This window comes from Rhizobacter fulvus (assembly GCF_964020785.1).
Map to the genome: position 1 here is coordinate 5147786 of NZ_OZ224516.1, position 14144 is coordinate 5161929.

The window sequence follows — 14144 nt, forward strand, 5'->3', positions numbered from 1 at the left end:
TCAGGCGGTCAGGTTCGCGCGGATCTGCTCGAGCACGTCCTTCGCGCTCGCCGGGATCGGCGTGCCGGGCCCGTAGATGCCCTTGACGCCCGCGGCGTACAGCATCTCGTAGTCCTGGCGCGGGATCACGCCGCCGACGAACACGATGATGTCGTCGGCACCCTGCTGCTTCAGCGATTCGATGATCGCCGGCACCAGCGTCTTGTGCCCGGCGGCCAGCGTGCTGACGCCCACCGCATGCACGTCGTTCTCGATTGCCTGCCGCGCGCACTCCTCTGCGGTCTGGAACAGCGGGCCCATGTCGACGTCGAAGCCGAGGTCGGCGAACGCGGTCGCGACGACCTTGGCGCCGCGGTCGTGGCCATCCTGCCCGAGCTTGGCGATCATCACGCGCGGACGCCGGCCCTGCTCCTCGGCGAACTGGGCGATCTCGCCTTTCAGCTTGTCCCAACCCTCGGCACTGTCATAAGCGGCTGCATACACACCGGTCACCTTTTGCGTGTCGGCGCGGTGGCGCCCCCAGACCTTTTCGAGCGCGTCGGACACCTCGCCCACGGTGGCACGCAGGCGCACCGCCTTGATCGACAGGTCGAGCAGGTTGCCTTCGCCGGTCTCGGCGCAGGTCGACAACGCATCGAGCGCGGCTTGTACCTGCGCGGTGTCGCGCGTCGCGCGCACCTGCTTCAGCCGCGCGATCTGGCCGTCGCGCACCATCGCGCCGTCGACGTCCAGCGTCTGGATCGCGTCCTCGGTCTTCAGCTTGTACTTGTTGACGCCGACGATCACGTCCTTGCCGGCATCGATGCGGGCCTGCTTCTCGGCCGCGCTCGCCTCGATCTTGAGCTTGGCCCAGCCGCTGTCGACGGCCTTGACCATGCCGCCCATCGCATCGACCTCCTCGATGATCCTCCAGGCGGCGTCGGCCATGTCCTGCGTCAGCTTCTCCATCATGTAGCTGCCGGCCCACGGATCGACGACGCTGGTGATGTGCGTCTCCTCCTGAATGATCAGCTGGGTGTTGCGTGCGATGCGCGCGCTGAACTCGGAGGGCAGCGCGATCGCCTCGTCGAGCGCGTTGGTGTGCAGCGACTGCGTGCCGCCGAACACCGCCGCCATCGCCTCGATCGTGGTGCGCACGACGTTGTTGTACGGGTCCTGCTCGGTCAGGCTCCAGCCCGAGGTCTGGCAATGGGTGCGCAGCATCAGGCTCTTCGGGTTCTTGGCGCCGAATGCGGTCATGATCTTCCACCACAGCAGCCGAGCGGCGCGCATCTTGGCGACCTCGAGGTAGAAGTTCATTCCGATCGCCCAGAAGAAGCTCAGGCGTCCGGCGAACTCGTCGACATCGAGACCCTTCGCGAGCGCGGCCTTCACGTACTCGCGGCCGTCGGCGAGCGTGAACGCGAGTTCCAGCGCCTGGTTCGCGCCGGCCTCCTGCATGTGGTAACCCGAGATCGAGATCGAGTTGAACTTCGGCATGTTCTTCGCCGTGTACTCGATGATGTCGCCGATCGCGCGCATGCTGGGCTCGGGCGGGAAGATGTAGGTGTTGCGAACCATGAACTCCTTCAGGATGTCGTTCTGGATCGTTCCACTCAGCTTCTCTTGCGACACGCCCTGCTCTTCGGCCGCGACCACATAGCCCGCCAGCACCGGCAGCACCGCGCCGTTCATCGTCATGCTGACCGAGACCTTGTCGAGCGGGATGCCGTCGAACAGGATCTTCATGTCCTCGACCGAATCGATCGCCACGCCCGCCTTGCCGACGTCGCCGGTGACGCGCGGGTGGTCGCTGTCGTAGCCGCGGTGCGTGGCCAGGTCGAACGCGACGCTGACGCCCTGCGCGCCGGCGGCCAGGGCCTTGCGGTAGAAATCGTTCGACGCCTCGGCGGTGGAGAAGCCGGCGTACTGGCGGATCGTCCACGGGCGCACCGCGTACATCGTGGCCTGCGGACCGCGCACGAACGGCGCGAACCCGGGCAAGGTGTCGGTGTATGGCAGGCCTTTCAGGTCGGCCGCGGTGTAGAGCGGCTTGACCGGGATGCCCTCGGGCGTGACCCAGGTCAGCGCCTGCGCATCGCCGCCCGGGGCCGATTTGGCGGCGGCCCTTTCCCACGCGGGCAGCGCGTCCGAATTCAGAATCTTGTCGTCCGACATGGTGTGCATCCCTCGGCGTACAGCGCCCAGTATGTGGGCTGGACGATCTGCGCAAACGCCGTCATAATTCAAAATTGAATTCTAACGCCAGAGTTGTGCCCATGGCTACCCCCTCGACCGTTCTCGCCGACCAGCCCCCCCCGCCGCTGCGCGAGCGCGCTCTCTACGAGCAGGTGGCCGAGCGGCTGCGCGGCCGCATCCTCGCCCACACGCTGCACCCGGGCAGCTGGATCGACGAGCAGGCGCTGGCAGCCGAGTACGGCATCAGCCGCACGCCGCTGCGCGAGGCGCTGAAAGTGCTGGCCGCCGAAGGTCTGGTGACGATGAAGCTGCGTCGCGGTGCGTATGTCACCGAGGTGTCGGAGCGAGACCTCGCCGAGGTCTACCACCTGCTCGCACTGCTCGAGAGCGACGCCGCGATGGTCGTCGCGCGCAGCAGCAGCGCAGCCCAGCTCGCCGAGCTGCTCGCGTTGCACCAGCAGCTCGAGGATGCGGTGGCCGACCGCGACGCGTTCTTCGCCGCCAACGAACGCTTCCACATGAAGCTGCTGGAGATCGCCGACAACCGCTGGCGCAACCAGCTCGTCGCGGACCTGCGCAAGGTGATGAAGCTGAACCGCCACCACTCGCTGTTCAAGCAGGGCCGGCTCGAGGCCTCGTTGAAGGAGCACCGCCAGCTGATGGCGGCGCTGAAGGCGCGCAACGGCGAAAGGGCCCAGGCGCTGATGCAGCAGCACTTCGCGAACGGCAAGGAAGCGGCGTCGCTGACCTGAGCCCGCCTCCGCCTCGCTGCGACACAATGGCGCCATGCCCGACCGCCCTGCCCTCAGCCTGATCGCCGCCGTCCCCCGCAATGGGGCGATCGGCAAGGACAATGCGCTGATCTGGCGCGAGCCCGAAGACCTGAAGAACTTCCGCCGCGTCACGATGGGCTCGCCGGTGATTATGGGCCGCAGGACCTGGGACTCGCTGCCGGAGCGTTTTCGACCGCTGCCGGGGCGGCGCAATCTCGTGGTCACGCGCAATCCGACCTGGCATGCCGAAGGCGCCGAAGCGGTCGGGTCGATCGACGCGGCGCTGGCATTGCTCGCCGGGACCGCGAAGGCCTTCGTCATCGGCGGCGCCCAGCTCTACGCACTCGCCTTGCCGCGGGCCGAAGAGCTCGTGCTGACGGAGATCGACGCGGAACTCGATGGCGACGTGTTCTTCCCGCCGTGGGACCGCGCGCAATTCGCCTGCGCCGCCCGAGATCCGCGCGCCGGCTACAGCTTCGTCACCTACCGCCGCGTGTCTGGCGGCACGACCCCGGCGGTTCGCTGAGGGTCACTTGACGACGTCGAACTTCAGCCCGCTCGCGCCTTCGCCGCGGCCGGTCGTCTTGCTGCGGCCGATCCACAGCAGTGCGCGGCCGGACGCGTCGCGCGCGTAGTTGAACGCGCGCTTGAGCTCGATCCCCTCGCGCGGAACTTCTTCCTCTTCGAGGCGCAGGAAGTCGGTCGTTGTCAGCGAAGCGGGATCGCCCGGCGTCAGGCGCAGGATCTCGCCCCGCGGATGGAACATGAAGCCCTGCAGCTTGTTCTCGTCCGGCCCGCTCACGGGCTTGGGCTCGACGAACGGCAGGTTGCGCAGCCGCTCGATGAAGGCCTTGTAGTCGACGTTGCGCGGCTCGTCCATCGGCCCCGGCGTGACCTGATAGAACTGCGTGACGACGCCGCGCTGCAGCTGGATCGACCAGTTCAGCGCGCTCGCATGCTCGCGCTTGACCGGCAGGAACGGGATCCAGTGCGCCGCCACCGGCGTCTGCAGCGTGTAGCTCAGCGGCGCGCCGCCCTCGGCGACGACCGCGCCGCTCGGCAGCGCGAGGCGCTGCGTGGTCGACAGGCGACCGCTCTCGAAGCCGCGGTCCAGTGCGTCGCCCGAGGTGCCCTGCACGCGCTTCTCGATCGCCCAGGCGATGTTGGCCATCTCGTCGCGCATCATCAGCACGTGTTCGAGCGCCGGGCCCTCCTGCGTCTCGAGCGCGGGGCACAGGTAGAGCGAACCGTCGAGCCGCGTGCGCGTGCCATTGGCGGCCGGAGCACTGCTCATGCCGAACAGTGTCCACGGCGTGCCGTCCGAGTTGCGCGCAGGCGGAATCGGCACCGTGATGCCGAAGTTGTCGGTGACGCTGAACTCGGCGACGCGGTAGACCGCATTGGTCGGCAAGGTCATCGGCAGCACGAACCAGTCGTTGCCGAACACGAGCGCGTACTCCATCACCGCAAGCCGCGCCAGGTCGCTCTTGGCGGCGCCGAGGCGGCCGAAGTTGACCTGCCCGTCCTCGAACTCCCAGTAGCGATCGGCCGGCATGCCGGGGTACCGCGCGATTGTCGGCATCGGCGGGCGCTCCGGCTTCCACTCTGTGGCGCCCTGGGCCATCGGCGGGATGCCCGCAGCCGGGGCGCGTGCCGTGAAGGTGTGCCAGTCGAGCAGACCGTCGGTGTATTCGTCGGCGTCGAGACGCACCTCCGGCACCACCCCGTCGGAGCGCAGGCCGAACGCGTATTCGAGCCGCTGCGGGTTCCAGTAGGCGCTCGCGCCCGCGGTGTCGCTGTCGACGACCAGGTCGTCGAGCCAGGCCAGCCATGCGCTCAGCACGGCGCGCACCGCGGCCGGCGCGGCGATGCCCAGTCCCGCCACGACCGCCTCGATGGCGGCGTCGTTGCCGGCGAGCGGGCGCAGCGTGCGCGCCAGGCCGTCGGCATCGATCGCGCGGCCGCCGAGCAGGCGGTGCCAGACGAAGCCGGCGTTGTCGGCGACCGGATCGGCCGGGTCGGCGATGGCCGCGGTGAACGCCGCGCGCAGCGGATCGACGGCGCCGCCCTGCCCGGCCGCGCGCAACATGCGCATCAGGTGCTGGCCGGCTTGGGCATTGAGCTTGGCGTGGACAGGCAGCACGCGCTCGGCCTCGACGATGGCCTCCAGCGGTGGCGTGGCGCCACCGAATGCGCGGTCGGGCATTGCGCCGCCGGCGTGCACGAGGCGCGAGATCGGCGCGCCCCGTACGCGCATCGCCGCGCCGATCGGGCTGCCGGCGTCTTCGCCCTGGAACTCGTTGAACTGCCACTGGCGCGCCAGCATCCACAGCGGGTCGGCGAGCGGCGCCTGCAGACCGAGCGTGGTGTCGTCGCTGGTGGGCATCGGGTCGAGGCGCGACCAGGTGGTCGCCGACGGGTCGGGCTGGAGGATCGCCACGTTCAGCGCCGCCACGTTGGCGGCCTTCATCGAGACACGGAACGGTGCGCTCATGGTCGTGTTGCTCCTGGTTCGCGGGGCTGGTTCATTCGCTGACGACGTTGGTGCCGGCCGCCATCGTCATGAAGCTCTTCGCGGTGTTCTGGTCGTAGGCCGCGCGCAGCGCCGCGAGGTTCTTCGAGACCAGCACGCCGAAGTCGACCGAGGGCACGTCCTGCTTGAAGTTGTTCGACAGGAACAGGCCCGGCAGCAACAGGCCGAGCCCTTTCAGGTCGGCCGGCCGCACGGCACGCACCCGCGAAAGCGCGAGCGCCTCGTCGACGACGCCGAGCAGCGCGTCGAGGGTCCAGTTCTGCAGGTCCTTGTCGTGCGGCACCGCGAGCAGCATGCTCTGTGGCGCGCGCGCGCCGGGTGCGTCGAAGTGGAAGCCCAGGCCGGTGGTCTCCTTCGGCGCCGGGATGGCCTCCATCCACTCGTCGACGTAGAGACCGGCGAAGGTGTCCGCAGCGCCGAGCGTGGTGAGCGCGTCCGGCGCATGCGCGACGACCGCAACGACGCCGCGCAAGTCGTCCTGCGGGTCGGGCGGCAACGCGCCCCAGTGCTTGACCTGGACGCCGGGCTGTGCCGAGGTCTGCAGCAGCTTGAAGTCGCCGCCCTGCTGCGGCAGGCCCATCGCCTCGGCAGCGGTCAGCGCGTCGCTGAGCAGGCCGGTGGTCTCGTGCACGCAGCCGAGCTTGGGCAGCCAGCCGGCGATCGCCAGATCGTCGCCGCGCAGGAGCGTGGCGCGCGCCGCGAGCGAGGTCGCCGACTCGGCTGCGAAGCCGCCGAGGTCGAAGGTCGGCAGCACCGGAAACGATTCGCCCATCACGGCCTTGATGCGTGCGATCGCCTTGCGCACCTGCTCGCCGAAACGCTGCGTTGCCTCGGGTGCGGGTGCGGCTGCACGGCGGCCCCGCACTTCGGCAAGCAGCGCGGCGGCGCGGTCGTGCGCCGCGATCAACGTGTCGCCACCCGCCACCTGCGCGCCGCCGTCCGCGACCGGCTGGCTGGCCAGCGCGCTGCGCCAGCCGAGCGCGTCGGCCTGCGCGAGCGCGGCTTGCAATTGCGCCAGCAAGGCTCGGTTGGCGGGCGCAGCCGGGTCGGGCACCACGGGGGCCTCCGGTGGATCGGGCTCGGGCGGGATCACTGCGGCAGCCGCCGCCACGGCGTCCTGCAGCGCCTGCTCGACCGCGTCGGCGCGCGCGTCGGCCGTGGTCATGCGCGCGATCAGTTCGGCGACCTGCACGCCGGCGAACTCGCCGTGGTTCAGGGTCGCGTCGGTCTCGACGCCGTCGCGCGCCTGCACCATGTCCATGCGGCGCAGCGGCCGGGTCTTGTCGAGCAGGCGCTTCAGCAGCCAAGCGAACGACTCGAACTCGACCAGGCCGACGCTGCCGGCCGGCGCTCCCGCCGGCGCGTCGGGCTGCATCACGATCGCCATCTGGTCGGCGTCGGCGCCGAAGGCCGCGCGCGCCTTGGCGTTCAACAGGGTCGCGAGCCGCTCCTGCACGGCGCTCTGCCCGCCGGCACGCTGCGCCTCGCTGCCGAGCACCAGCGCGAGCGGCGACAGGCCGAGCTCGGTGAGCGAGGCCTCGAGCGGGCTCCCGGTATCGTCCCAGCGGGACTGCGCGCGGCCGTCGTAGACCACGCCGGTGTCGACCCGGCGCAGCACACGCGCATGGAAGCGGTAGCGCACCGGCGCGCCGAGCAGCCGCGCGAGCCAGGCGTTGAGCCGCGGTTCGAGCTGCGCGGCGAGGTCGTTCATCGCCGCCCACGGGCCGGCGTCGCCGCCCTGCATCGCGACGACCACGCGCTGCGTGTAGCCGCGCGTCGAATGCGGCGTGTCGATCACGTGCATCTGGGGCGGGCGGGTCTGCTTGTCGAGCGTGGCCATTGCCGCGCCCGCGGCTTCGAGGTTGCCGCCGACGATCTGGTGAACGCTCTCGGCCACCAGCAGGTCGGAGACCGAATCCATCAGGTCGATCAGGTCGTCGATCCACGGCTTGACCTTCGCGCGGTCGGCGGCCGGCACGAGCGCCGGCGAGACCGCGTCGACGCTGCGGCCGCTGCCCTGGTATTCGCCGACCAGGCGCACGCCGTCGATCACGTCGCGCGCCGAGATCTTCTCGCCTTGCGCGTCGTCCGGGCCGGTGGGCTTGAGCTGGTAGCGCAGCCGGTAGTCGAGGATGTGCTGCGACAGCCCGTGGTCGCGCAGCGAACGCTCGAAGCGGTAGCCGAGCAGCGCCGCCATCGACTGGCCATTCGAGATGCCCTCGAGCAGCCGCTTCGCGCGCTTGACGCGGGCCGAGCTCAGGTCGAGGTCGAACGCGCCGCCGGCGGCTTCGCGGTTTGCGAGGTGGCCGCTGCGCAGGATGGCCGCGGTCGTCGCCTGCTGGATCGACGGCGCATGCACGTAGCCCAGGCTGTCGGCGCTGCGCTGGTCGGGCAGGCGCGAATCGGGCTTCAGGTTCTCGACGACGCCCCAGGCGCCGATGTGCAGGCCGCGCGGCGTGGCCTCGCGCATCTGGTCGAGGCGCTTGGTCGCGAGCGAGGTGATCCAGGCATCGAGCCGATAGGCGGCCACGTCGAGCGTGCCGCGCAGCGCGTGGTCGAGTTCGCCCGCCTTGCGCGTCTGCAGGAACTCGAGGCTCTCGTTGAAGGTCGCGATGTTGCGCAGGTGCTCCGGCCCGTTGCGCACCGCCTCGACCAGCCGCGTGCCGATGTAGGCCTCGACGCTCTGGTTGCCGGTGGTGCCGATCAGTTGCAGGCCGAGCAGCGCACCGGCATGGCCGATCTCGATCTGGTCGCCGACCAGCGTGGTCCTGTCGACCGAGATCAGCTCCGAGTAGCCCATCCGGCGTGCGGCGAGCTTGGCGGTGGCGCTGACCAGCGGCGACTTGTCGAGGTGGCCGTAGAACAGCTGGCGGCCGCTGTGCAGCACTTCCTCGTCGGCCGCGAAGCCGAGCATCGCCTCGAGCAGCGACTCGCCGTTCTGCATCGCCTTCAGCGGCTGGCGCAGTGTGGGGCTCGGCGTGCGCAACAGCGTGAGCAGGCTCGCGACGAAGTTGCGCGCCAGGGCGGCATCGGCCGGCAGCTCCTGCTTCGGGTGGGCCGGGTCGCGCTGGACCCACGGCACCGCGTTCAGCGGCGACGGTTTGGGCCGCACCGCGCAGCCGCTGATGAACGGCGATTTCATGCCCCAGGGCTGGCGCTCGAGCAGGTCGGCGACCATGAACTGGATCAGCATGCGCTGACCGAACGCGAGGTCCTTGATGTCCGGGTAGTTCTCGATCGCCGCCGGGCCGACGACCTGCCAGAACTGCTTGGCGACCGACCACGGCTGCATCGCGAGCACCTGGTGCAGCTGGTGCGCGGCCGGCACGCTCATCGTCGGCACGAGTTGGGCGGCGTTCTCCCAGTAGCCGCGGAACCAGCCGATCGCCTCGAGCAGCTCGGTCTCGAGCGCCGAACGCGGCTCGGCCTTGAAGCCGCGCGCGGTGATCGGCAGGATGCCGTAGGGCTGGTTGCCCACGCGCAGCGCCGCAAGCGGGCCGTTCGGGCGCAGGTAGCGCACCGCGTGTGCGCGCAGGGTGTCGATCGCGCTGTCGGTCAGCAGCGTCTGGCCCGGGTGAAGCGGGTTCCAGAAGTAGCGCAGCGTGTAGCCGAGCGTCGCGTTCCACAGCGCGTTGATCATGTGGCCGGCCGTGGCGCCCTCCTGCAGATCCGCGCCGGGAATCAGCGTCGCGTCGAACGTGCCGGGACCTTGGGCGGGCGGCAGGCCGAGCAGAAGCTGCAGGCGCGCGCCGGCGCCGGCGAGTTCGTCGGCGACGACCGGGCCTGCGCCGGCGGCAGCGGCGACACCACCAATCGCCTCGGCCTGCGCGTCGGCGACGGTCGGGTCGAGTGCGGCCGCCACGTCGCCGCCGTTCGCGGCGAAGCCGGCGCGCACGCTGCCGGTGTTGTTGGTCGGCGTGCCCTGCGCGACGAACTTCAGGCCCTCGGCGTGCTGGTGGTTGTTCAGCAGGTCGGCGACCAGCGCCGCGCCCGACTCGGGTGTCTGCGTCCAGTCGACGCCGAGGACGACGAGCCGGTCCAGCCCCTGCGCGAGCGCGGTGCCACGGCGCAGGTCGCGGGCCGTCACCGTGATGGCCATGCCGGCCGCCACGGCCGCCGGGTAGTCGACGAGCCAGGCGCGGTCGTCGGCGAACGGGTTCCACTGGGCAGGGTCGTCGACCAGCAGCGGATCGAACAGCGGGGACATCGGCAGCAGGTCGGCGACCGGCGCGCCCCACTTGCGCAGCACCTCGACGCCGCCGCGAAAACCGACCGCGACGAAGCGCTCCGGCAGCACCGCGGCCACCACTTCGCGCGCATCGGGCGAGGCCATCGGCACGGCCGCCAGATCGAACTCGGGCGCGGCGGCGTTGCCGATCTCCCCGGCGTTGGCGGGTGTCAGCATGCGCACGAGGTAGGCGGCACGCATCGGGCCGTACGGGATCGCGATCTCCTGCCAGGCCGAGCTGCTGTCCTGCGGGCTCGCGAAGCGTTGCGTCCAGTAGCGCTGGGCGGCTTCGACCTCGGCCGGCGTCAAGCCCGGCTCGTGCTGGAACGCATGCAGCGGATCGGGGTAGATGCGGATCATCAGCTGCGTGGTCGCGTCGTCGTAGCGGGTTTGGATCGCGACCGGCATCAGCAGCACCGGGTGCTGGGTGTCGAGCGCCTCGACCATCAGCGCCGGGTCGCGCGCCGCACGCAAGCCTTCGGAGATCTCGACGATGCCGCGCAGTTGCGCCTTCGTGCCGTCGATCTGTTCACGCGACTTGGCGGCCAGGGATGCGACGCGCTGCTTCGCCCGCTGCTGCGTCCGCTCGCTCGCGCCGTCGCGCTGCAGCAGCGCGAGTTCGCGCTCGGCCTGCTTCAGCGCGGCGCGCGCGGCGCGTTGCGTGTCGCGCGCGGCGGCGAATTGCGCACGGGCCTTGGTGATGGCTTGTCGGTTCAGGTCGAGCAGGGGCATGGTGTCTCCTCGGGGATGCGCGGACGTCCTCAGGTCTTGAGGTCCGGGCCCTCCCAGTACGCGCGGAACGGCTCCTGCAGCAATGCCTTCGCGATCTCGGCGGCGGTCGGCGTGGCGGTCAGCGTCGGGAACGATGCGAAGGGCGCGTTCGGCACGCCGGCGAGTGCCGCCACTGTCGTGAACTGGCCGGCGGCCACGCCGACGTGGCTCCAAGACAGCGCCTTGTACGGGTTGTAGCCGCGCGCCTTGATCGCCTTGAACTCCGGCGTGGCGGCATTGCCCAGCGCGTACTGCTGCAGCGCCACACGCATCGCCGGACGCCGCTGCATGCCGATCGCCGCGCTGCCGACACCACCGCCGCCCGCCGGTGCGGCAGGCGGCTCGTCGACATCGAAGCCGAAGCGCGGCTCGGTCATGTGCTCCTCGATCACGAAGCACCAGTCGTCGATCGCCTCCTTGTCGATGTCGAATCCGAAGAAGGTGATGTCCGGCGCGATCGTGCCGGTGAACACCGGCGTCTGGATCGCCGCGGCGTTCGGCGGCAGGCCTTGCGCGTTCTTCACGAGCTTGCTGGCATCGGGCGGCACGTTCTTCAGCCGCTTCCAGGCGTAGACCGCGGTGTTCGGGTAGCGCCGCAGCAACTGGCCCTTGACCAGCAGCGCGATGCGGTTCGGGTCCTTGAGGTTCTCGTCGACGCGCTGGCCGAGCGGCTGCTGGCCCCACTCGTGGATCGGCTCCATGTCGTCGAGCGGCTCCTGCGTACCGTCGGCGCGCGAACGCACTCGGCCCCAGAAGCGCTGGAACGGCGTGCCGCGCAGGTCGGTCGGGAACCCGCGCCACAGCAGCTCGCGGTTCATTTCGGCATTCGCACCGACCATGAAGCTGTCGATGAAGAACTGGTTCACCTGCACGGCCATGATCAGGTCGGGCGGCAGGTTGCCGATGCCGGGCATGAAGGCCTCCTGGTTCATCTCGGCGAGGTCCTTGTACAGCGGCGCACGCAGGTGCGGCCAGGCCATCACGCGGTCGAACAGCGCGGGCACCATGAAGCGCAGCTTGTTCGAGCCCGGGCCGTTCATCAGGTAGCGGCCGACGAACGCGCTGACCGTGCCCGGCGTGGTGCCGGCGAGCTGCACCTGCGAGACCAGGCGCGCGGCGAGCGTCAGGTCGGGCCGGGTGCGCGCGCGCACGATCTGCGCGGCAGCGGCGAGCGGGAAGTCGACCGTGTGCACCGCGACGCGCATCGTGTCGAACGGATCGAGCCACTGCTTCTGCAACTGTTGCGTCGCCTTCGAGAAGCGATTCAGCACGTCGCGCGTGCGCAATGCTGGCGGCAGCGTGATGCTGGTGACGTTGCGCTGCGCCGGCGCATCGCCGACCCGTGTGAACTCCAGCCCTTCGGTCAGCTTGAAGCCGGAGACGACGTTGCCGGCTTGCAGGTCGAACGCATTGGCTGGCAGGCTCGAGAACAACCCGACGTTGCCGAACTGGCGCACGTCGACGAGATTGACCTGGGCCAGCGGGATGCCGGCGATGCGCGCGATCTCGCCCGCGCGCGGCCGCTCGACGACGCCGCGCGGCGTCAGGCGCGCGAGCGGCCTGTCCAGGCGCAGCGCGCCGCTGCGCTTGTCCAGCTGCATCGCGCTGATCTGCAGTTGGCCGCCGGTCAATTGCGCCTCGACCAGGAAGCCTTCGACGCCGCGCCGGCTGGCCGCCTCGACCTGCAGGGCGACGGCGCCGAAGTCGGCCGCCTTCAGCGTCGTCGTCTGCGCCGCGAGCGCCGCGAAGCGGCCGACGTGCAGGTCGGTGAACACGCCGCCGTGCTGCGCCGGCCGGATGCGCATCTGCGGCATGCCGTGCCGCGCGACGCTCACCTGCGCGGCGCTCGCCGCCGCCATCACGGCCTTCACCTGCGCCACGCCGACCTTGCCGCGCATGCCGCGGCCGCTGAGATCGACCTCGGTCTGGCCATCGAGCTGGAGGCCGTCGAAGAAGGTGGTGCCGAGGATGCCGTCGGGCACGTACGCGTTGACGCTGAACGCCGCGACCTTCGTCGTGGCGGCTGCCATCTGCGTCATGTAGCCGCGACCCACGTCCTGCAGCCGAGTGACGGTGCCCAGGCGCAGCGCCGCCGCGCGCAGGCCACGGCGCAGCGGGCTGGCACCGCGGCGCAGTGCGCCGTCGACCATCGCCGCGGGCATGCTGGAGCGATCGACCTGGCCGCCGAGCGAGGCGATCACGCCGTTCACCTTGAAGGCCGGCTGTCCGGCCGCGTCCAGCGCCTCGATGCGCGGCAGCGCCGGCCCCATCACCTGCAGCAGCCGCTCGGGCGGCAACGGGTCGAAGTGCTTGGCCTTCAGTGCGCGCTGCGCCTCGATCGCCAGGCGGGTCAGGTTGAACTTGAGCTCGGCGTCGCGGATCGTGCCGATCTGGTCCCAGCACGCGTCGACATAGGCCTCCTGGTTCTTGCGCACGACCTCGGCACCGTGCCCGGCCGCGCCGCGGTAGCGCGGGTTCAGGTTCAGCCCGGCGAGCCACAGGCCGGGCTCGTCGGCGCGGGTCACGCTGTGCTTCTTGGCGTGCCAGTTGCCCCACAGCGGCGGTTTGACCTCGATGCGCCGCACCGTGCCGTCGGGTTCGTCGACGACCGGGTTGTCGACCTGGCTCGCCGGCGTGTTGACGATCGCCATCAGGCTGTCGGCGTGCGTGCCGAACGCGGGCGCGCCGGGCGTGTAGCTCAGCGGCACCAGCGCGCCTTCCATCTTGGTGGAGACGCCGGCCGGGTTGACCAGCGGATCGACCGCCATCGGCGCGGTGCCGATGTTGGCGAGCAGGCTCTGCATCGCCGCGTCGTTCTTCCACTTCTTCGGCGTGCGCAGGCGGCGCGCGAGCGACTCGAAATCACCGGCATCGCTGGTCGAGAACTCCCAGTGGTAGTACACCGGCAGCGTCACGTCGGCCACGACGGCGGTGTTCCAGGCCGGCGCGAGCGTCTGCATCGCCGCGCCGCTGCCGTCGCCGGCCAGGCCAAGTCCACGCAGCCGGCCGGGTTCGAAGGCCGGCACCACACAGGCGACGTAGTCGGTGCGCGGCGAGAGCCGGCGCGGACACACCAGGCGCGAGACATTGCTGCGCGGGTCGCTCTGCAATTCGGCCTGGATGCCGGCGACGTTGTCGGACGCCGAATCGCTGACGACCTGCGCATGCGCCCACGACCACGATTCGCCGAGCGGCGGCAGTTCGGTCTCGACCAGCGCCGCCGGCACGCGGATCTGCGGCAGCGGCGCCTGCCCCTTCATCTTCGGCACGCCGCACTTCGCGACCTCGAGCACCACCAGCACCAGCCACGGCCGCAGCCGGTCGGTGGCGGTCGCGCTGGCCGGCGTCAGCATCCAGGGGAAGTCGGGCGGGTCGAAATCGACGATCGCCAAGTAGTTGGGCTCGAAGTTGGTCGCGTTGCGGCGCGGGTCGGTGCGCACGACCAGCGCGGTGTCGATCGCGACCACGTCACCCGGGCCGTAGAGCTGCATGGCGATTGGCGGGATCGCCTCGCCTGCGAACGCGCCGGCAAGCTTGACACCGACCTGCGCGGTCGCGTGCGCGGGCAGCGCGCCCATGGTGTCGACATTGCCGAGCGCGACGGTCAGGCCGCGCCGCACCCACGGCAGGAACTGGTACGAGGTGGGCATCTGGCAGGCTC

General features: G+C 70.5%; 6 protein-coding genes. 2 read left to right on the plus strand and 4 right to left on the minus strand.

The features are described 5' to 3' along the window. Positions 1-2157, minus strand: coding sequence for a methylmalonyl-CoA mutase (gene scpA, locus ACWH49_RS24425; RefSeq protein WP_448173794.1), 2157 nt, complete (start codon positions 2155-2157; stop codon positions 1-3). Between the two features lie 101 nt (positions 2158-2258). Between scpA and ACWH49_RS24430 the strand changes: the two genes are divergently transcribed. Next, on the plus strand, positions 2259-2930 hold the full coding sequence (locus ACWH49_RS24430; RefSeq protein WP_448173795.1) for a GntR family transcriptional regulator: 672 nt from the start codon (positions 2259-2261) through the stop codon (positions 2928-2930). 34 nt (positions 2931-2964) lie between these two features. Continuing rightward, a complete protein-coding gene (locus tag ACWH49_RS24435) occupies positions 2965-3477 on the plus strand; it encodes a dihydrofolate reductase (protein ID WP_448173796.1) in 513 nt (170 codons plus the stop codon). 3 nt (positions 3478-3480) lie between these two features. Here the strand turns inward: ACWH49_RS24435 and ACWH49_RS24440 are convergent, their stop codons facing one another. From ACWH49_RS24440 to ACWH49_RS24450, 3 genes are read right to left on the minus strand one after another with little or no spacing between them, the layout of a single operon-like run. After that, a complete protein-coding gene (locus ACWH49_RS24440; RefSeq protein WP_448173797.1) occupies positions 3481-5445 on the minus strand; it encodes a hypothetical protein in 1965 nt (654 codons plus the stop codon). Positions 5446-5476: 31 nt separating this feature from the next. Beyond that, positions 5477-10444 (minus strand): hypothetical protein, encoded by a 4968-nt coding sequence (locus ACWH49_RS24445; RefSeq protein ID WP_448173798.1) that lies wholly within the window; start codon positions 10442-10444, stop codon positions 5477-5479. Positions 10445-10473: 29 nt separating this feature from the next. Next, positions 10474-14133 (minus strand): hypothetical protein, encoded by a 3660-nt coding sequence (locus tag ACWH49_RS24450; protein ID WP_448173799.1) that lies wholly within the window; start codon positions 14131-14133, stop codon positions 10474-10476. Between the last annotated feature and the right edge of the window lie 11 nt (positions 14134-14144).